Below are 19,189 nucleotides of genomic sequence, written 5' to 3'. Positions count from 1 at the left end.
CGGGAGTTCACATCGTCTGAGACACGACGATCGGCAACTCAAAATGTCTGTCACTAAAAACGCCGGTCTCCAGTACCGGCGTTTTGTTTTTTTCTTAGTCAGCGATTTCGTTTTCCTGGCGAACCTGATTCGCCCAACGCTGCGCCGATTCTGGCACGCTAAAGGCGGGCGACCGTTGAAATGACTCCCCCGTCAGAACAAAGGCAACATATTTACCGCGCAGTATCCAGACGTCGCGAAACGTATCCATTTTTATCGCATGTTCCGGCGGCGCGGGTTCAACACGCGGAATATAGCTAATAATCTGGCGATTTTGCTGGCGAAGAGGTTTCATCATTAATGCTTCACTAAAAGAGGCTAAGAGCCTATCCCATTAGGGCTATTTTACTTGCCATTTTGGTCCTGGGCAGTGCTCAAAATCCTCACGTACTACGTGTACGCTCCGGTTTTTGCGCGCTGTCCGTGTCCAAACTGGCTGCGCCAATAACGCCTACTGGGATAGGCTCTAAGGCTAAAAATCAGAAAAACACTATTTTAGCCGATCTTCGCCCCCGACGTCCTGTTCCGCGCGTGCGATTTCCCTGTTATACCCTGTCTGCTGTTCCGCTCTCCCCCGGCATAATTGCTGAAATGTTCTATAGTTAGAGTGATTTTGACTACTACCACGCCCATTTCAGTGATGAAAGCAGGAGACGAGTTCAATGTCGCATAATGAGAAATCCCCCCATCAGTCCCCCGTGCATGATACCCGTGAATCACAGCCCGGCCTGGACTCCCTGGCGCCGTCAGACGGTTCACATCGCCCCACGCCAGAACCGACGCCGCCGGGCGCGCAACCAACGGCCCCCGGCAGCTTAAAAGCGCCCGAGACCGCGAATGATAAGCTCACCGCCCTCGACGCCTTTCGTAAAGGCAGCGAAAATTATGCGCTGACCACCAATCAGGGCGTGCGCATCGCCGACGATCAAAATTCTCTTCGCGCCGGCAGCCGTGGCCCTACGCTGTTGGAAGATTTTATCCTGCGCGAGAAAATTACCCACTTTGACCATGAGCGTATCCCGGAGAGGATCGTTCACGCCCGCGGATCAGCAGCGCACGGCTATTTTCAGCCATATAAAGACCTGAGCGACATCACGAAAGCCGCGTTTCTGTGCGATCCACAGAAAATTACCCCGGTCTTTGTTCGCTTTTCGACAGTACAGGGCGGCGCGGGGTCTGCTGATACCGTACGTGATATCCGCGGTTTTGCGACCAAATTTTATACCGAAGAGGGAATTTTCGATCTCGTCGGTAATAACACGCCGATCTTTTTTATCCAGGATGCGCATAAGTTTCCGGATTTTGTGCACGCCGTTAAGCCCGAACCACATTGGGCTATTCCGCAAGGACAGAGCGCGCACGACACCTTCTGGGACTATGTTTCCTTACAGCCTGAGACGCTGCACAACGTCATGTGGGCAATGTCGGATCGCGGTATTCCACGCAGTTATCGGATGATGGAAGGGTTCGGCATTCACACCTTCCGTCTGATCAATGCACAAGGGAAAGCGACCTTTGTCCGTTTCCACTGGAAACCGTTGGCGGGTAAAGCCTCGTTGGTATGGGATGAGTCACAAAAACTGACCGGTCGCGATCCGGATTTTCACCGCCGGGATCTGTGGGAGGCCATCGAAGCGGGCGATTTCCCGGAATACGAGCTGGGCCTACAACTCATTGCCGAAGAGGATGAATTTAAATTCGATTTTGATCTGCTCGATCCGACCAAACTGATCCCGGAAGAGTTGGTGCCAGTACAACGCGTCGGCAAAATGGTGTTAAACCGTAATCCGGATAACTTTTTCGCTGAAAACGAACAGGCGGCATTTCATCCAGGACATATCGTTCCCGGCATTGATTTTACCAACGATCCGCTGTTACAGGGGCGTCTGTTCTCTTATACCGACACGCAAATCAGCCGCCTGGGCGGGCCAAACTTCCACGAAATTCCGATTAACCGCCCTACCTGCCCCTACCATAACTTCCAGCGTGACGGTATGCACCGGATGGATATCGACACCAATCCGGCGAACTATGAACCAAACTCCATTAATGACAACTGGCCGCGCGAAACGCCGCCAGCGCCAAAACGCGGCGGCTTCGAATCATACCAGGAACGCGTGGATGGCAATAAAATCCGCGAACGCAGCCCCTCTTTCGGTGAATATTACGCGCATCCTCGCCTGTTCTGGCTCAGTCAGACGCCGATAGAACAGCAGCATATTATTGACGCGTTCAGCTTTGAACTGAGTAAAGTCGCCCGCGCGTATATTCGAGAGCGGGTGGTCGATCAGTTAGCGCATATTGATGTTACGCTGGCTGAGGGCGTCGCGCATAATCTCGGTTTTGCACTCACCCATGAGCAAACGCAAATTGCCCCGCCTCCTGATGTCAACGGTCTGAAAAAAGATCCGGCGCTCAGCCTGTATGCGGTGCCGGACGGCGATGTTAAAGGCCGAGTGGTCGCTATTCTGCTGAACGACAAGGTTAACGCCGCCGAACTGTTGACCATTTTGCAGGCTTTAAAAGCCAAAGGCGTCCACGCAAAACTGCTCTATTCACGGATGGGTGAAGTAACGGCTGATGACGGTTCAACATTAACTATTGCGGCAACCTTTGCCGGCGCGCCGTCGCTAACGGTCGATGCGGTAATAGTACCGTGCGGCAATATTGCCGATATCGAGAGTTGCGGCGATGCCCGTTACTACCTTCTGGAAGCCTACAAACATCTGAAGCCCATCGCACTGGCTGGCGACGCCCGACGGTTTAAGGCGCTTTTAAACATTGATAGCCAGGGGGAAGAAGGACTTGTTGAGGCAGATAACGTTGACCACCACTTTATGGACACTCTATTGACGTTGATGGCGGCACACCGTGTCTGGTCGCGTGCGGGGAAAATTAACGCGATTCCTGCATAAACGGCAAAAAATGCGGCGCATTCTTGCGCCGCAAACTCAGGAGCTAAATATCAAGAAAACTGCCAGGACGATATCCACGTTCTGCAATCGCTGCCTTGAGTGACACAGACGTCAACACCTCCAGTTCAGTTAAGCGGGGGTAACAATAGGCGCTCTGGCGAATAATGTTGTCCACAAACGCCGGATGACACATCACCTCCAGAGAGGCTTCTCCTCGATGCGCCGAGGCATCCAGAATGCGTAAAAAGCACGCTTCGGTGATCTCCTCGCCGTAAAATTCACTACTAAATCCTTGAGTGCTGCGCAAATCCGACGGCAGATCGTCGGCGTTCAACACCGTCTGGCGGTCAATACGTAACGCAATCCCGCGCTGCGCCGCAAAGCGGGCGACGATGGGGAAAATTTGCGGGAACATATGCACATGATGGTGGCTGTCAAGATGCGTTGGCTCGCGGCCAAATACGTCGATGAAACGCTGATACTGACACGCCAGTTCATGCGCAATTTCATCCAGCGGAAGCGTATCCTCCTCCGCCATTTGCCAGATCCATTTCCCCAACAGGCCGTCTCGCGTCAGGCCCGGCATCTCTGACACCGGTTTGCCTAACGTCAAAACAAAATGCATTCCCACCCCAAGCGCAGGCAGCTCGCGGCTAAGCTGCGCCGCATGGTCAATAGCCTCGCCATTGACCAGCGCCGTCGTGGAGGTCACAACGCCGTTGCGATATGCTTCAACAATGCCGTAATTTTGCCCTTTACTCAGGCCAAAATCATCGGCATTCACAATCAACACGCGTTCCATAGCCTACCTCTGTCAGTGGTGCTTACCTTTAAGCGCTTCGATGCAAGCGGCAAAATTAGGCAGCCATTTTTCATGCGCCAGAATGAGCTCACGCGCCAGGACTTCTGCGTCGCGGTCGGAATGTACCAGCGGACTCAGATTAAGCGCCAGCAGCACATCATTAAAGTCTCCGCTCAGCGCCGCATTGCTGGCCGCGACCTCAAATCCTTTAATCGTGTGGATAAGCCCCAGCACTTTTTCGTCAAAACGGGTGATACGCGGGTGCGGCGTCGCGCCATTGCGTCCCAGAATGCAGGTCATTTCCACCGCCCAGTCCGCCGGGATATTCTCGACATGCCCATGATGTGGAATATTAACGTAATGCTCAGTCTGCTTGTCATTATAAATAGCGTTAATGACTTCACAAGCGGCATCGGAATAATAAGCGCCGCCACGTTGCTCAAGCTCTTTCGGCTTCACGTTTAGCTCAGGATTTTTGTACAAGTCGAAGAGTTGTTTCTCCACTTTCTGTACGACCTGAGCGCGCGCGCCGCCTTTGTAATATTCGCCCATCTCAATCGCCAACATCTCTTTTTGCTTGAAGTAATACAACAAATAAGAGCACGGCAGCATGTTCAGCGAGCGAATCAATCCTTCACTAAACGGCAGATCAAAGATATTTTTTACGGTTGATGCTTTCAACTGACCGGACGCCACGCCATCCAGTAATTCTGCGAACCGTGAGGTGCCATTCACCAGCACATCTTTAATAAAGACCATATGGTTTAGACCAAACAGGTCAATGGAAAGATCGTCATTCTCATTCAGCGCCAGCACGTCATGAATAAACATTTTCATGCCGACAGGAATATTACATACGCCAATGAATTTTTTAAAGTTGGTATGGCGATAAACCGCTTCCGTCACCATCCCCGCCGGGTTAGTAAAGTTAATGACCCACGCATTCGGACATAATTCTTCAACATCTTTAATGATGTCAAAAATAACCGGAATGGTGCGCAACCCTTTAAATAAACCGCCAGCGCCGTTGGTTTCTTGCCCCAGATAGCCGTGGCTAAGCGGGATACGCTCGTCCAGTTCACGGGCTTTGAGTTGACCAACGCGCAGCTGGGTAGTAACAAAATTAGCGTCTTTCAGCGCTTCCCGGCGATCCAGCGTTTTATACAATTTTAGCGGAACGCCTGCTTTATCAATCATTCGCTGGCAGAGATCATAAATAATGCCCAGCTTCTCTTTCCCGCCTTCAACGTCAACCAGCCATAATTCGGTGACAGGTAATTCATGGTAGCGTTTAATAAAGCCTTCAAGTAATTCAGGGGTGTAGCTGCTCCCGCCACCAATAGTGACGACTTTTAATTTCTGGCTCATAATATCTCCCTTCAGTGTATGACACTGATATGTATTACGCTATGCCCGCTTGTAAGAAATAGCGTGACGTTCCCCGCGCTATTGGGGCAAGCGTGAAATGTAACTAATCGAGCAATGTAAACCGTTACTCATTAATTTCCGTCAATCGCTTCCGATAACTATTCGGCGTGAATGAGGTCATCTTCTTAAACGTTTTAATAAACAGACTTGGACTGCTATACCCGGCTTCATAAGCAATATCCGTAACCGAATAGTTGGTCATTTCCAACTGTTTCTTGGCAAAATTAATGCGAATCTCATTAATGATTTGCATCGGCGTTTTGCTGTAATAACGTCGGGTGGCGCGCGTCAGATACTCCTGGGATTTTGCCGACAGGCGCACCATATTTTCCAGCGCATGTTCGCCAAACTGCGTTTTATCATGCATTATCTCCACGGTTGCTTTCAGCCATTGTGGAATATCATCATAAACCTGCTCTTCGCGGTAATGGCGTAAGCGGTTTATAATATAAAATGTCACCACTTCGATAAATTCGTCGAGCCCATTGCCGCGAAAATTCAACGACGCAATCACCGTTTCAATATAGGTAAGGAAGGTGCTATTCGCCCTGTATACCTGCGATGCCACAAAACAAAACGGCAGTAACGGAAGATAATGCTGTTCAAAAAAACGTTTACTAATTCCTACGTTCAGAATACGCGTTGCGCCAAACTCATAGAAACTTTGGTGATTCGACCCCACCGGGATAAAAACAAAATCTCCACGTTCCAGCAGCACACGCTTCCCGTTAATCTCCTGGTAATAACGTCCGGTTAATACCAGGGTAAATTCATAGTAGTCGTGCTGATGCAGCCCGGTGACGCTTTCCGTCTTGTTATAGATAAACACATGGAAATTTTTGCCATTGAAGAGCTGCTGCTCATAAACCGTTTTGATTTCCGTTGCGTTAACCTGTAGCTGCATCATCCGCCCCCTGTTATTTCAGTTTCTCATGGAGCTCAATCAACTCAGCGATCAGTTCACGAGCCAGCATTGAGGTCATCAAATGATCCTGAGCGTGAACCAGGACCAGACTGACTTTCATTTTGCCTTCGCCCTGATCGCCTTCGATGAGTTTTGTCTGCACAAGATGCGCTTCATTGAGCGCTATGCGCGACTGGTCCATCATCGCTTTCGCCGCCTCAAAATCGCCTTCTTTCGCTTTTCTGAGCGCGCCATATGCCAGGCTGCGCGCCTGACCAGAATTGATGATAAGCCCCATAACGACTTCTTCGAGTTCCTCAGCCGCTGTCTGGTTATCTACAACATTTTCAAGATCAAACATAGTCTTTCCTCTGATTCAGCCCGGCATGGCATCCCATGCCGGCGCGGAGTTTAGAATTTCAGTGCGTTAGCGATATCTTCTTCGCTTTCTTCCTGCTCGATGGCGTTCTGCGCTTTGTTAGCCACCACCACGAAGGGGAGATAAATCAGGGTAGCGACCGCCAGGTTAAATAGCGCAACCAGCAACGCGGCGACACTGCCGTTGGTGTTAAAGAACGCCCCCAACCCGGTTGGCATGGTCCACGGCGCAATATTGGTAATCGGCGGAATAATACCCAAATAGTAAGCCACCAGCGTAATCGCCGCCAGAATCGGCTGAACCAGAATGAAGGGGATAAACATCACCGGGTTCATAATAATCGGCAGGCCAAACAGGATGGGTTCGTTAATCTGGAAGATACCTGACGGCAGCGCCAGTTTTGCCACCTGGCGATAGTCCGCGCGACGGGATGCCAGGAAGATAGCGATGATCAGACCCAGCGTTGCGCCGCTACCACCGAGGAAGATATAAGAATCCAGCATCGGTTTCGCCCAGATATGGAACGTTTTACCGGCTTCCAGTGCCGCATCGACGGAGCCATACTGCTGGTAAATAGAGATGTTTTCCAGCGCCCAGGGCGTCATGATGCCGCTATCCAGCGCGGTCAGCGCCAGCGAACCATGAATACCAAAGAACCACAGCAGCGGTACAAAAATGACATATGCCCACCCTACCACGCTACCCAGCGATGCCAGCGGCGTAGAGATAGTGTCCATAATAATCTGATGGAAGTTAGAACCGTAATTAGACAGCGCCCAGGAAATAATCCCCATAATAGAGAGAATAATAAAGCCGGGAATTAATGCTGAGAATGAACGAGACACCGAAGCCGGTACGCTGTCCGGTAGTTTAATCACCCAGTTGCGCCGGACAATAAATGTAAACATCTCCGCGACCACCAGGCCAATAATAATACCGGAGATAATATTCGCGCCGCCCAGCCAGTTAGCGCCTACGGCATAGGCCTCGCCGACACTATACGGCGTTACGGTCATAAATGCCGCCACGGAGAGCAGTCCGGCGGCCAGCGCATCAACCTTGCGCTCTTCCGCCAGCGCCATACCGATAAAAAATGGCGCCATGAGCGACATAATGCCCAATGTGCCGTTATAGACGTTCCCGCCGATGCCTTTCAATCCATTAAGTGTTTCAATGGTTGAGGCATCAAGCCGAATGCCCATGGAATAAAAAAACGACCCCTCCCCAAAGCTCAGGAAAACGTTATTAATTAATACAAACATCGCCCCCGCAAGGGTTAATGGCATTAAACGAATAAAGCCGTTCTTGATTGCATTAACGTGTGGCTGCTTTCCTATTTTTACAGCAAAAGGAAGGAGTACCTTTTCAAGTGAAGCAATGACGTTACTCATAGAAAAATACCCTTAAATACCGCAATAAAATATTGCGGTTAGTGTATGAAATAACTCTTTGACGGGAAAAATTAAAAAATAATTAATTCGCGGCGGCTTTTTTAATTGCCGCTACCGCAGCTTTAAGCACGCCTAAACCATCTACCTTGCCGTACAACATTGAATCAATGACTTCTACCGGTTTACCGGGTAATAAACGCTGAATTTCGGGGAGCATATAAGCAATTTGCGGGCCTAATAACACGACGTCCGCTGCCGGGCCTTTTTCACCGGCCAGGGTTTCAGGGAATGCTTCAATAATCACCGGCACTTCATATTTTTCAGCCTGAGCGCGCATTTTTGATACCAGTAACGATGTTGACATGCCCGCAGAACAAAACAGATAAATGTGTTTCTTTTCCATAAAAACCTTCCTCATGTGCGATTATCTGTCAACCAGATACGCCGCAAGCCTCAACCTGCATCCATACTCTGGGCGACTTGCGTAACCGGATTTACTTTTTTAGGTGGCTGAAATGAGTATACGGGATCGGACCGCCGGATGGTATTTCCTTGACCCACTAAATTGTCTCTCATTGACCTGGCGTTATGACCCCCCTCACATTTCGGGCAAATAATTCGCGATAATAAATAAGGTTATGGCAGGCACAAAAAAACCGGCTCGCAGGCCGGTTTCCTTGAATGTTCAGGCAATGTACAGTTGTTACTGCTTCGGCGCCTGTGGGTCAGTGTCGTACTCCGCACAGGTCTGGTAGCCGGAGTTAATCACGTGCCCGGTATCATCCAGCGCAACAAAGTAGGTTTCCGCTTTACCATCACGTTGACCCAGGATGTAGGTCTGACAGGTACCGCGCGCATGAATCATGCTCACTTCAGATGACGGTTTGCCCGCAATCTGCGCAACCTGTGCCCTGCTCATTCCTTTTTTAACATCTTTAACGACAGGCTCAACAAATTGGTCTTTTGTACGATCATACGCCGTACAGCCTGCCAGCATAGTCATTACCGCCGCTGCGCTTAAAATTCCTGCTACGTTCTTGTTCATTTTCCGTCCTCTTGTTTATCAGCGTGTTATGTAAGCCTGGAATACATCAGAATATTTTTCAAGCCGCGACCCGCCACAAAAAGCCTTTCGGAAAATTCTCTAACGCGGCGATATGTTGTTTTAAACACCGCTTAGCCCGCCAAACCTTGTCGTTTCAGCGGCGAAGGGTTAGCTTTAACAGGGTAAAGATTCATTTTTTTAATGTCGAAGGGGGTTAAATGACTCTGCAGCAAGAGATAATCCAGGCGCTTGGCGCGAAACCGCATATCAACCCTGAAGAAGAAATTCGCCGCAGCGTGGATTTTCTTAAAGCGTACCTGAAAACCTATCCCTTTTTGAAATCACTGGTGTTAGGCATCAGCGGCGGGCAGGATTCGACGCTGGCCGGGAAACTTAGCCAGATGGCTATCGCCGAATTGCGGGAAGAGACTGGTGATAATGCGCTGCAGTTTATCGCCGTTCGTCTGCCTTATGGCGTGCAGGCCGATGAACAGGATTGCCAGGACGCCATTGCTTTTATTCAGCCGGACAGAGTACTCACCGTCAATATTAAAGGCGCCGTCCTCGCCAGCGAACAGGCGCTGCGCGAAGCGGGAATTGAGCTGAGCGATTTTGTTCGCGGCAATGAAAAAGCGCGTGAGCGAATGAAAGCGCAATATAGCATCGCCGGTATGACTCACGGCGTCGTGGTGGGCACCGACCATGCGGCGGAAGCGATAACCGGGTTCTTCACCAAATATGGCGATGGCGGTACCGATATTAACCCGCTTCATCGCCTTAACAAACGCCAGGGCAAACAGCTTCTCGCAGCGCTGGGCTGTCCTGAGCATCTGTATAAAAAAGTCCCCACCGCCGATTTGGAAGACGACCGCCCTTCACTGCCTGATGAAGCCGCGCTGGGCGTAACGTATGACAATATTGACGATTACCTGGAAGGCAAAACGCTGGACTCCGCCATCGCTAAAACTATCGAAGGCTGGTATGTAAAAACTGAACATAAGCGCCGTTTGCCGATTACGGTATTCGACGACTTTTGGAAAAAGTAAGCGTACTTCTACTGTTGTGCCGGATATCGCTCGTCTATCCGGCCGCCTCTCTTCCCAGCCTCTTTTTTAATCACCCATCCGCTGTTATACTGGATGAATAACCAGTTAACGGAGATCACTGTGGTACGGCGTCAATCAGCCCCCCGCCTTGAGTTTGAAGCGGCGGCCATTTACGAATATCCAGAACATTTACGTCCTTTCCTCAGCGAAGCGCCAGCCTTACCGGGTGTCTATATATTTCATAGCGAAAGCGATACGCTGCCGCTTTATATCGGTAAAAGCGTGAATATTCGCAGCCGGGTGCTCTCACATCTGCGAACGCCTGACGAGGCCGCTATGCTGCGACAGGCGCGGCGGATAAGCTGGATCTGCACCGCTGGGGAAATGGGCGCGTTGCTGCTGGAGGCGCGGCTGATCAAAGAACAACAGCCGCTGTTTAACAAGCGGTTACGGCGTAATCGCCAGCTTTGCTCTCTACAGTTGAGCGAACAAAAGATTGAGGTCGTTTCCGCCCGCAGCGTCGATTTTTCCCATGAGCCGAACCTGTTTGGGCTCTTCGCCAACCGTCGGGCGGCGCTGCAAAGCTTGCAGAACCTCGCCGATGAACAAAAATTGTGTTATGGCCTGCTGGGGCTTGAACCGGTAAGCCGTGGGCGCGCCTGTTTTCGTTTCGCTCTGAAGCGCTGCGCTGGCGCGTGCTGTGGGCAAGAAACCCCGCAGGCGCATTTTCTTCGTCTGCAGGCCTCGCTGGAACGGTTACGTGTGGTTTGCTGGCCCTGGAAAGGCGCTATCGCGTTAAAAGAGAGCCGCCCACAAATGACCCAGTTCCACATTATCAACAACTGGTTATGGCTGGGGGCGGTCCCCTCGCTGGATGAGGCCGCCACCCTGGTGCGCACCCCTGCGGGCTTTGATCAGGATGGCTATAAAATTCTCTGTAAGCCACTAATGTCAGGTCAATATGAGATCATTGAACTGCACACCGACTGTCGCCAGTCATAAAGAAAACCGCCGATCCTGTCCACCTCAACGATTGTGTTGTCGACAAGACCGGCGGTCTTAAATTATGCGGAAAGTTATTCTGCCGCAGCAGGCATTTTACCTTCTTGCGCCGGGCGTTCTGTCAGACGCTTCTCAAAATTAGCGTTATATTGCTTTTTCTGCTCCGGTGTCAGAACGTTATAAATTTTATTCTGGGTTTCCATATGCGCCAGCATATTGGCCTTGCGCTGCGCTTCCATTTTCGTAATTTGCGCTTCGGCTTTGGCTTTATCGAAGGTATCGCTGGCAATAATATCATGCATGGCGCGACGCTCTTCCAGCGGCGGACGTTTCATTTGCTCGCGCTGCGCTTTCATAATGTCGCGAATTTGTTGCTTCTGTGCGTCCGTCAGGTTCAGGTTTTTAAACATCATATCGTGATGTGGGCCAAATTTACCTTTATGCTGCATCATTGGCTTCGCATCCGCTGGCGCGGCGGTGGTAGTCTCAGCGGCATGAGCCAGATTCGCAGCACCCATCGCCAGGGTAGAGGCAACAAATAGAGCAGTCAGTTTACGCATATTTCCATCCTTCCTTTCAGTTATTTTTACGGCATATTTAAAACAGCGCCGTGTTGTCGTGATTAACTTTAACCGTCTTAGCGTCAATTAGTCATAACAACGGTAAAACAATGAAAGTATAAAAAACACTTTTTCGCCAATTGTGAAGAAAAAAAGAATAAATTGCGCAGAGTTGAAAGAGAAATATACAACAGCATGATATAGCAGAAATTATGCAGAACTATAACGCAGCAACGCTTATTAATAAAGCAATTCTCCAGGAATAATCCGTAATAGCATGAAACTGTGTCCCAAATCATCCCTGTAATCCTAACGTGAGCTTACAGGGACATTTATCAGGGAAGTCTTTCCAGCATTAATCCAGCACGCAATCCGCAGGCGACAGAGGGATTAGGAAAGAGAACATATTCAACGTCATGCGTCACCGTCACGCGCTTATCCCCCTCCTCGGCCAGCAACGTTCCCTTCGCAAAGGCAGTAAAATTCAGCGTTTGCGCATCCATATAAAGCGCGAACTTGTCGCTGTGACGCGTGATTTGCGACACCACCCGATAGCGTAGCGGCGGCGAAAACGAGGTTGACGTTTCGACACCGCTCAGCAACGCCGACAACGCCTGCGAGGTTACGTTGAACTGCGTCAGATCGTTTTGCCTAAACGGCAACGCCTTTCCCAACTCCAGCGTACAGGAAAGCGCGCCGAAATGTTCAGAGCTAAAGTGCGTAAACGTACCGCCGGGCGCCTGATGAAATACCAACGCCTCTAGTCCTGCCGCGCCCAGCCACGCCAGAAAATCTGTCTCCCACGGGCGGTCGCGCTGCGGCAATACGCCAAAACGCAAATGATGCGAGCCACGAATGGCGGTATGCAGATCCAGATGCCAGCGTACCCGCGCATGGCCAGATGAAAAGAAGGTCTCCAGACTGAGCTCCAGCTCACGCGCCCGCCGCGTTTCATCGCTTTCGGCAAAGGTCTGCCAACGCCCGCCAAACATACGGTTCATATCGCTGTGACAATAGCGTATTCCCGCCGCCAGCGCCTGCGGATTGCCGAGTACCACCAGCACTCGCCACGTTAACGTCAAGCTGCCTGAAAACAGCGCCGACAGCAGCCTATCCAGCATCTCTACCGGCGCGGTTTCATTACCGTGTATCCCCGCAGAAAGAATTAACGCGCGGTCGACCGGCGCATCGGGCGTGAGTTCAAGCAGACCATGGCCTAACCAGCGCCAGCGAAAACCCGCGCCCTTCCCCTGCCTCACCCGTGGTGTCGTGCCGCTTAGCGTCAACGCCAGAAAGTTATCCATCAGCCGCCCCCGTTTGCTGGAAAGGATAAACCGACCCCAAATCCAGCAGACGCGTTAACACATCCAGCGCCTCCCGGCCTTCTCGCAATAATAACGGATCGGCCAGATCGGCAGCGGTCAGGCGATCGCGATAATAACGATCCGCCCACGCGTTAAGGGCCGTAAACAGAGCGTCATTCATCATTACCGCTGGATTCACCGCCCGTCGTTCTTCTTCTGTTAACACCACGCGTAATCGCAGACAGGCCGGGCCGCCGCCGTTGGCCATACTTTCTCGCAAATCAAACACCTGCATCGCGCTGATGGGGTTATCCTCCGCCACCAGCTTATTCAGATAGCGCCAGACGCCGGCATGGTCCTGACATTCCCGCGGCAACACTAACAGCATTGAGCCGTCGTTACGGCTTAGCAACTGACTATTAAACAGGTAGGTCGCCACAGCATCTGATACAGAAACCTCGCCGGCGGGCACCTCTATCGCCATAAAACCGTCAACGCGCGTACGCAACTGATTAATGAGCACTTTCTGCCGGGCAAACGCTGCTTCGTGACAAAACAATACCTGTCGATTCGAAACGGCGATGACATCATTATGGAATACGCCTTGATCGATGACCTCCGGGTTCTGCTGAGCGAAGATAACCTGTTGCGGATTCACCTGATTAAGACGCGCCACGGCCTCGCTGGCTTCGCGGCTCTGGCGCGCCGGATAACGAGCGGGTCGTATTTCATTCTCCTCTTCGCGCCCATAGACAAAAAGCTGCACGCCTGCCGAACCATACTCGCCGCCAAGACGGTTATGATTCGCCGCGCCTTCATCTCCCAATAATGCGACCTGCGGTAACGCGCTATGCACTGAAAACTGACTTTCATCGCGAAATATGGCGCGTAGCAGCGCTTCGGTAACAGGCGCCTCAAGAGCGCGATGAAATTTATTGTTTAAATTCGCCACCGTCAGGTGAACTTTCCCGTCCAGCGCGTCTGCCGATGGGCAAACCGTCGCCGCATTCGCAACCCACATTGGCGACGCGGAACTCACGCTGGAAAGCCAGCGTGGCGCCTGACGCGCAACCTTATCCAGAATCTGCTCATCGCTACCCGTGAAGCCGAGCTGACGCAACGCCGGAATAAAAGGTCGCTCATGCGGCGGGATCACCGCCTGGGGAAAGCCGGCATCCGCCAGAGCTTTCATCTTTAGCAGCCCCTGTTTTACCGCCAGACGAGGATTCGACACCTGAAAACGGTGGCGGGTCGATGCCTCATTGCCGAAGGATAGCCCGGCATAATGGTGCGTAAGCCCCACCAGACCGTCAAAATTAACTTCATGCGCCGTCATACCGCCTCCCTGCGAGAAAAGTCGAGGCCGGGGCTTAATGTCGCAGGCAACGTCAGTTCGGGAGATTCCAGACTGGCCATCGGCCAGGCGCAATAATCGGCGGCATACCAGGCGCTGGGTCGATGGTTGCCAGACGCGCCGACACCACCAAACGGCGCAGTACTCGCTGCCCCGGTGAGCGGTTTATTCCAGTTAACGATCCCTGCCCGTGCCTCCAGCAAGAGCTGTTCGAACTGCGCGCGATCCGTCGACACCAGCCCACACGACAGACCAAAACGGGTATTATTCGCCAGACGAATCGCCTCATCGAAATGCGCATAACGCCAGACGTTCAGCAGCGGACCAAACACCTCTTCATCCGGCACATCCGCGACGCCGGTCAGCTCAATGATGCCAGGCGTCAGCAGAGAGGTTCCCTCTTTGACCTTCCGCGGCGCCAGTAGCGTGCGACCGCCTAATGCCTCTCGTTGACGCCAGGCCTCCATCACATGCTGTGCCGCCTGCGCTGAAATCAGTCCGCCGATAAACGGCTGCGGATCGTCGTCCCATCTGCCGGGCTGCAGACGTCCGGCGACGTCAACCAGCCGCGCCAGAAATGCATCTCCCTGCGCACCCTGTTTTACCAGAAGGCGTCGCGCGCAGGTACAGCGCTGTCCGGCGGTAATAAACGCCGATTGCAGCGTCAGATGTACCGCCGCATCTATATTTGCCACATCCTCAATAATGAGCGGGTTGTTTCCGCCCATTTCAAGGGCCAGGATTTTTTCCGGCTGGCCGGATAGCTGGCGATGAAGCTGATATCCGGTACTGGCGCTGCCGGTAAACAGCAGTCCGTCGAGAGCGTCGAGCGAACTCAGCGCTTGTCCGGTCTCCCGGCCGCCCTGCACCAGATTAAGAACGCCTGCCGGTAGCCCCGCCCGTTCCCAGAGTTTTATTACCGTTTCCCCGGTCCATGGCGTTAGCTCGCTAGGTTTGAAGATCAGCGTATTGCCTGCCAGCAACGCGGGCACAATATGGCCATTCGGTAAATGGCCGGGAAAGTTATAAGGGCCGAATACCGCCAGCACACCGTGAGGACGATGGCGCAACGTCGCGGCGCCATCGACAAGTTCGCTTTTTTGTTCGCCTGTTCTGGCGTGGTAAGCCTTAATCGAGATGGCAATCTTATTGATCATCGCCGTCACTTCCGTTGCCGCCTCCCAGCGCGGTTTACCGGTTTCACGCGCGATGACCTCCGTGAGATCGGCTTTATGCGCCTCCAGCAGGGCGGCAAATTTCTCTACGATAGCCTGTCGTGCCGTAAAAGGCTGTCTGGCCCAACGAGGAAACGCCGCACGCGCCGCCTGACAGGCCTCGGCGACCTGTGCCGCATTAGCGTCATTCCCCTGCCAAAGTATCTCCGCGCTCACCGGGTTCGTTTTGCGGCGGCGTTCGCCCTGACCGGTTATCCAGTCGCCGTTTATCCATAGCGTCATACGGTTTTCTCCTCAGCGCAAAGGCGTACCAGCCGAACGTGGTCGCCCGCGCGACATTTCAGCGCATCCAACTGCGCGGCGGTAAGTACAAGTCGTGAAGTCTGCGGATCGGCACGCACCAGCGCGGCCCGAAAGTGGTGATAGTTTTCATTGGCGACCAGACATGCCGGATAGTCGCCAGGCGCGGGTTGCCCTTCCGCGACTTCCACCAGCCGGCTTTTACGAATGGCCCGCACGCGGTCAATATCACACTCCAGCGTCGGCCCGCCGTCGAAGATGTCGATATAGTGGCGATAGCGAAAGCCTTCCTTTTCCAGCACCGCGCGGGCTGGCGCCGTTTGCGGGTGGACTTCGCCAATCACGGCCTGTGCCTCTTCAGATAAGAAGTGGGTATAAATAGGATGTTTGGGCATCAGCTCGGCGATAAACGCTTTTTGCCCGGTACCGCATAAGAAATCCGCCCGGCTGAAATCCATAGAAAAAAAGCGTTTGCCGAGACTTTGCCAGAAGGGAGAATAACCGTGCTCGTCAATGACGCCGCGCATTTCCGCCACCACTTTCTCATTGAATTTATCGCGAAACGCGGCCATAAACATAAAGCGCGATTTTGACAACAGGTAGCCGTTACCCTCTTTACGCCATTCGGGATCGAGAAACAGCGTGCAAAGCTCACTGCTGCCAGTGTGATCATTACTCAGGAATAATGTTGGCAACGCGTTATATACATTCAGCTCTTTGGAGGCATGAACCAGCGTACCGACACGATAGTTATACCAGGGGGCGTTAAGACCGACCGCGACCTCAATGGCGCAGATCCCGCCGACCTCACCCGTTTCACTGTCCTCGAGAACGAATACATACCCTTGTTCGCCTTTTGGCAGCTCGTCGGACCAGGTTTTTAGCGCGCGTTCAATGCGGGCCGCCAGCGTCGCTTCATTTGCCGGTAGCGAGGTTAAGCCGCCGCCCGTTTTGCCTGCAAGCTGCATCAGCGCGGCGATATCCGCATGTTCGACAGGACGAATCACCCGCATGATGCGCCTCCCGTCTGAAGGCGTTCGCACGCCAGGGCAAAACGATCAAGCCCGGTGGCTATCTCCTCGTCGCTCACATTTAACGCTGGCGCAAAACGCACCACGTCGCCGCCGGCGATGAGCACCATTACGCCTGCTTTTGCCGCTTCCTGGGCGATGAGTTTAGCTTTTCCGGCAAACTCCGTCTGTAGCACACAGCCAAGCAGTAGCCCCAGCCCGCGAATTTCACTGAACATGCCAAAACGTACATTAAGGGTATTTAGACGTTCAATAAACGCATCGTGGCGCTGTCTGACGCCGTTTTGCATCTCCGGCGTATTGATGATATCCAGTACTTTTCCGGCAACTGCCGTCGCCAGCGGATTACCGCCGTAGGTGGTGCCATGGGTGCCTGGCGTCATGACGCTGGCATAGTCTTGCGTGGTCAGCATCGCGCCGATCGGGAAGCCGCCGCCCAACGCTTTAGCAGTCGTCAGGATATCGGGCGTAACGCCATAATGCATATATGCATACAGTTCGCCGGTACGTCCGACGCCCGTCTGCACCTCATCAAAAATCAGTAACGCCTGATGCCGGTCGCACAATTCACGCAGCCCCTGCAAAAAAGCTTTCGTGGCGGGGATCACGCCGCCCTCGCCCTGCACAGGTTCTACGATCACGGCGCAGGTATTGTCATCAATTAGCGCACTGGCGGAATTCAGATCGTTATAGGCTGCATGACGAATATCCGGCGGCAGCGGCGCAAAGTCCTGTGAATAGGTGGGTTGACCGCCAGCGCTGACGGTAAAGAGCGTGCGACCATGGAACGCGTTTTTAAAGGCCACAATGCCGCTTTTATGATTGCCGGCACGATCGTGGGCATATTTGCGCGCCAGTTTTAATGCTGCTTCATTTGCTTCAGCGCCTGAATTACAAAAGAAAACGCGTTCGGCGAAGGTCGCGTCGATCAGTTTTTTCGCCAGTCGCAGCGCCGGCTCATTGGTGTAACCGTTCCCGGTATGCCAGAAGCGATTCGCCTGTTCATTTAACGCCTCGCGCAGCGCCGGATGCGCATGTCCCAAGGCGTTGACCGCGATCCCGCCAGCAAAATCAATGTACTCTTTCCCCTGCTGATCCCACAGGCGTGAGCCTTCTCCGCGTACAGGAATAAAAGGCGCGGGAACATATACCGGCACCATCCATTCATCAAAGTTTTCACGCGTAACTGACAGAGACATAGCGACCTCTTTTGGTAAAAATAAAGTTATTTATATGTTAATTAATATGAGTGTTTGCGCTGTAAATGTAGATTGCAGCATTCGTGCCAGCCAGCGTTAACATTGCATAAACAGAAGTGATAAACGGTAAATCAATGGGTTACAGCGTAGCGATATTCATTTTTACTGCATGAAAAGTGAATATTCCCGCATAATCGGTGGCTAAAAAGAGGAAAAAGCGAAATATTATTCAGTTGCCAAATATAATTCTGGAATTGTGATCTTATACGAAATTTACTGGAAATTACCGCCCCGTTCTGGCGCATCTGCACGCAAACCGTGCCATTTTCGCGCTATAGAAAACACCATACGCTTCCATTGGCCGAATCTGACGATGAGTGGCAGTCACCCGGTAAAATTTCTGCTACCATCCCAACACGATTCACCTTGCAAAGTGGCAGTGACTATGAAATTTGTCTCTTTTAATATCAACGGCCTGCGCGCCCGTCCCCATCAGCTTGAAGCGATTGTCGAAAAACACCAGCCCGATGTGATCGGTCTACAGGAGACAAAAGTCCACGACGAAATGTTCCCGCTCGAAGAGGTCGCGAAGCTGGGCTATAACGTTTTCTATCATGGACAAAAGGGCCATTACGGCGTCGCGCTGCTAACAAAAGCCACGCCCATTTCCGTCAGACGCGGTTTCCCGGATGATGGCGAAGAGGCGCAACGCCGCATTATCATGGCGGAAATCCCCTCGCCGCTGGGTAATATCACCGTCATTAACGGCTATTTCCCGCAGGGGGAAAGCCGGGATCATCCGTTGAAGTTCCCCGCAAAAGCGCAGTTTTACCAGAACTTGCAAAACTATCTTGAAACGGAACTCAAGTGCGATAATCCGGTATTAATTATGGGCGACATGAATATCAGCCCGACCGATCTGGATATTGGCATCGGCGAAGAGAACCGCAAACGCTGGCTGCGTACCGGTAAATGCTCCTTCCTGCCGGAGGAGCGTGAATGGATGTCGCGGTTACTGAAGTGGGGATTAGTGGACACGTTCCGTCAGGCGAATCCGCAAACGATGGATAAATTTTCGTGGTTTGATTACCGCTCAAAAGGTTTCGTGGATAATCGCGGACTGCGTATCGACCTCTTGCTGGCAAGCGCTCCGCTGGCGGAATGTTGCGCAGAAACCGGTATAGACTACGACATTCGCAGTATGGAAAAACCCTCCGACCATGCGCCGGTCTGGGCGACGTTTCGTGTTTGATTCCGCTTTCTGATTAACCGTAAGGCCGGGATAGCGCGACGCTTCCCGGCAGGAATAACGACC

General features: G+C 52.3%; 18 protein-coding genes. 4 read left to right on the top strand and 14 right to left on the bottom strand.

From position 1 onward, the window contains the following. Nucleotides 1-94: 94 nt before the first annotated feature. Nucleotides 95-337 (bottom strand): cell division activator CedA, encoded by a 243-nt coding sequence (cedA, locus tag ACLJZ5_RS00180; protein WP_000977510.1) that lies wholly within the window; start codon nt 335-337, stop codon nt 95-97. Between the two features lie 364 nt (nt 338-701). Here cedA and katE point away from each other — a divergent pair, with 364 nt between their 5' ends. After that, nucleotides 702-2,954 (top strand): catalase HPII, encoded by a 2,253-nt coding sequence (gene katE, locus ACLJZ5_RS00175; RefSeq protein ID WP_024798597.1) that lies wholly within the window; start codon nt 702-704, stop codon nt 2,952-2,954. A gap of 43 nt (nt 2,955-2,997) precedes the next feature. Here the strand turns inward: katE and chbG are convergent, their stop codons facing one another. The 7 genes from chbG to osmE form a co-directional block, all read right to left on the bottom strand. Then, nucleotides 2,998-3,756, bottom strand: a complete 759-nt coding sequence (gene chbG, locus ACLJZ5_RS00170) for a chitin disaccharide deacetylase (RefSeq protein ID WP_023212244.1) — start codon at nt 3,754-3,756, stop codon at nt 2,998-3,000. A 12-nt stretch (nt 3,757-3,768) separates the two neighbouring features. Continuing rightward, a complete protein-coding gene (locus ACLJZ5_RS00165; protein ID WP_024797461.1) occupies nt 3,769-5,124 on the bottom strand; it encodes a 6-phospho-beta-glucosidase in 1,356 nt (451 codons plus the stop codon). Nucleotides 5,125-5,248: 124 nt separating this feature from the next. Then, nucleotides 5,249-6,091, bottom strand: a complete 843-nt coding sequence (gene chbR, locus ACLJZ5_RS00160; protein WP_000983393.1) for a transcriptional regulator ChbR — start codon at nt 6,089-6,091, stop codon at nt 5,249-5,251. 10 nt (nt 6,092-6,101) lie between these two features. Then, nucleotides 6,102-6,449, bottom strand: coding sequence for a PTS N,N'-diacetylchitobiose transporter subunit IIA (gene chbA, locus ACLJZ5_RS00155; protein ID WP_000459883.1), 348 nt, complete (start codon nt 6,447-6,449; stop codon nt 6,102-6,104). A 50-nt stretch (nt 6,450-6,499) separates the two neighbouring features. Continuing rightward, nucleotides 6,500-7,858 (bottom strand): PTS N,N'-diacetylchitobiose transporter subunit IIC, encoded by a 1,359-nt coding sequence (gene chbC / locus ACLJZ5_RS00150; RefSeq protein WP_000073064.1) that lies wholly within the window; start codon nt 7,856-7,858, stop codon nt 6,500-6,502. Nucleotides 7,859-7,940: 82 nt separating this feature from the next. Then, nucleotides 7,941-8,261: a PTS N,N'-diacetylchitobiose transporter subunit IIB gene (gene chbB, locus ACLJZ5_RS00145; RefSeq protein ID WP_000412161.1), complete on the bottom strand. Its 321-nt coding sequence runs from the start codon at nt 8,259-8,261 to the stop codon at nt 7,941-7,943. 300 nt (nt 8,262-8,561) lie between these two features. After that, nucleotides 8,562-8,903 carry an osmotically-inducible lipoprotein OsmE gene (gene osmE / locus ACLJZ5_RS00140; protein WP_001039301.1) on the bottom strand — a complete coding sequence of 114 codons (342 nt, stop codon included), beginning with the start codon at nt 8,901-8,903 and terminating at the stop codon, nt 8,562-8,564. A 218-nt stretch (nt 8,904-9,121) separates the two neighbouring features. On the opposite strand from osmE, the gene nadE reads away from it, so the two are divergent. Both nadE and cho read left to right on the top strand, forming a co-directional pair. Then, entirely contained in the window at nt 9,122-9,949 is an 828-nt protein-coding gene (gene nadE / locus ACLJZ5_RS00135) for an ammonia-dependent NAD(+) synthetase (RefSeq protein ID WP_000174982.1), read from the top strand. Nucleotides 9,950-10,069: 120 nt separating this feature from the next. Then, nucleotides 10,070-10,951 (top strand): excinuclease Cho, encoded by an 882-nt coding sequence (cho, locus tag ACLJZ5_RS00130; RefSeq protein ID WP_001518228.1) that lies wholly within the window; start codon nt 10,070-10,072, stop codon nt 10,949-10,951. A 74-nt stretch (nt 10,952-11,025) separates the two neighbouring features. On the opposite strand, the gene spy is transcribed toward cho, so the two are convergent. The 6 genes from spy to ACLJZ5_RS00100 all read right to left on the bottom strand — a co-directional run bounded on the left by spy (nt 11,026) and on the right by ACLJZ5_RS00100 (nt 17,874). Next, nucleotides 11,026-11,511, bottom strand: coding sequence for an ATP-independent periplasmic protein-refolding chaperone Spy (spy, locus tag ACLJZ5_RS00125; RefSeq protein WP_001229001.1), 486 nt, complete (start codon nt 11,509-11,511; stop codon nt 11,026-11,028). 335 nt (nt 11,512-11,846) lie between these two features. Then, complete coding sequence (gene astE, locus ACLJZ5_RS00120) at nt 11,847-12,815, bottom strand: succinylglutamate desuccinylase (protein WP_024797460.1); 969 nt, start codon at nt 12,813-12,815, stop codon at nt 11,847-11,849. Continuing rightward, on the bottom strand, nt 12,808-14,151 hold the full coding sequence (astB, locus tag ACLJZ5_RS00115) for an N-succinylarginine dihydrolase (protein WP_000123951.1): 1,344 nt from the start codon (nt 14,149-14,151) through the stop codon (nt 12,808-12,810). The genes astE and astB overlap by 8 nt, the downstream gene beginning before the upstream one ends. Beyond that, nucleotides 14,148-15,626 carry a succinylglutamate-semialdehyde dehydrogenase gene (astD, locus tag ACLJZ5_RS00110; protein WP_024797459.1) on the bottom strand — a complete coding sequence of 493 codons (1,479 nt, stop codon included), beginning with the start codon at nt 15,624-15,626 and terminating at the stop codon, nt 14,148-14,150. The genes astB and astD overlap by 4 nt, the downstream gene beginning before the upstream one ends. Then, nucleotides 15,623-16,657: an arginine N-succinyltransferase gene (astA, locus tag ACLJZ5_RS00105; protein ID WP_024797458.1), complete on the bottom strand. Its 1,035-nt coding sequence runs from the start codon at nt 16,655-16,657 to the stop codon at nt 15,623-15,625. The genes astD and astA overlap by 4 nt, the downstream gene beginning before the upstream one ends. Further along, on the bottom strand, nt 16,648-17,874 hold the full coding sequence (locus tag ACLJZ5_RS00100; RefSeq protein ID WP_024797457.1) for an aspartate aminotransferase family protein: 1,227 nt from the start codon (nt 17,872-17,874) through the stop codon (nt 16,648-16,650). The genes astA and ACLJZ5_RS00100 overlap by 10 nt, the downstream gene beginning before the upstream one ends. 445 nt (nt 17,875-18,319) lie before the next feature. Between ACLJZ5_RS00100 and xthA the strand changes: the two genes are divergently transcribed. Then, nucleotides 18,320-19,126, top strand: coding sequence for an exodeoxyribonuclease III (xthA, locus tag ACLJZ5_RS00095; RefSeq protein WP_024797456.1), 807 nt, complete (start codon nt 18,320-18,322; stop codon nt 19,124-19,126). The last annotated feature ends 63 nt before the right edge of the window (nt 19,127-19,189 follow it).

It is taken from the genome of Salmonella sp. 5800 (assembly GCF_046558195.1).
Classification (GTDB): Bacteria; Pseudomonadota; Gammaproteobacteria; order Enterobacterales; family Enterobacteriaceae; genus Salmonella; species Salmonella enterica.
The sequence above is the reverse complement of the archived record's forward strand: the minus strand, read 5'-3'. Positions and strand labels throughout refer to the sequence as shown.

Excerpts from the sequence above, each read along its gene's own strand:
- chbG (WP_023212244.1), bottom strand. The coding sequence starts at position 3,756 with ATGGAACGCGTGTTGATTGTGAATGCCGATGATTTTGGCCTGAGTAAA.
- nadE (WP_000174982.1), top strand. The coding sequence starts at position 9,122 with ATGACTCTGCAGCAAGAGATAATCCAGGCGCTTGGCGCGAAACCGCAT.
- chbR (WP_000983393.1), bottom strand. The coding sequence starts at position 6,091 with ATGATGCAGCTACAGGTTAACGCAACGGAAATCAAAACGGTTTATGAG.
- astB (WP_000123951.1), bottom strand. The coding sequence starts at position 14,151 with ATGACGGCGCATGAAGTTAATTTTGACGGTCTGGTGGGGCTTACGCAC.
- katE (WP_024798597.1), top strand. The coding sequence starts at position 702 with ATGTCGCATAATGAGAAATCCCCCCATCAGTCCCCCGTGCATGATACC.
- astA (WP_024797458.1), bottom strand. The coding sequence starts at position 16,657 with ATGCGGGTGATTCGTCCTGTCGAACATGCGGATATCGCCGCGCTGATG.
- xthA (WP_024797456.1), top strand. The coding sequence starts at position 18,320 with ATGAAATTTGTCTCTTTTAATATCAACGGCCTGCGCGCCCGTCCCCAT.
- chbB (WP_000412161.1), bottom strand. The coding sequence starts at position 8,261 with ATGGAAAAGAAACACATTTATCTGTTTTGTTCTGCGGGCATGTCAACA.
- ACLJZ5_RS00100 (WP_024797457.1), bottom strand. The coding sequence starts at position 17,874 with ATGTCTCTGTCAGTTACGCGTGAAAACTTTGATGAATGGATGGTGCCG.
- astE (WP_024797460.1), bottom strand. The coding sequence starts at position 12,815 with ATGGATAACTTTCTGGCGTTGACGCTAAGCGGCACGACACCACGGGTG.
- chbA (WP_000459883.1), bottom strand. The coding sequence starts at position 6,449 with ATGTTTGATCTTGAAAATGTTGTAGATAACCAGACAGCGGCTGAGGAA.
- astD (WP_024797459.1), bottom strand. The coding sequence starts at position 15,626 with ATGACGCTATGGATAAACGGCGACTGGATAACCGGTCAGGGCGAACGC.
- spy (WP_001229001.1), bottom strand. The coding sequence starts at position 11,511 with ATGCGTAAACTGACTGCTCTATTTGTTGCCTCTACCCTGGCGATGGGT.
- chbC (WP_000073064.1), bottom strand. The coding sequence starts at position 7,858 with ATGAGTAACGTCATTGCTTCACTTGAAAAGGTACTCCTTCCTTTTGCT.
- ACLJZ5_RS00165 (WP_024797461.1), bottom strand. The coding sequence starts at position 5,124 with ATGAGCCAGAAATTAAAAGTCGTCACTATTGGTGGCGGGAGCAGCTAC.
- cedA (WP_000977510.1), bottom strand. The coding sequence starts at position 337 with ATGATGAAACCTCTTCGCCAGCAAAATCGCCAGATTATTAGCTATATT.
- osmE (WP_001039301.1), bottom strand. The coding sequence starts at position 8,903 with ATGAACAAGAACGTAGCAGGAATTTTAAGCGCAGCGGCGGTAATGACT.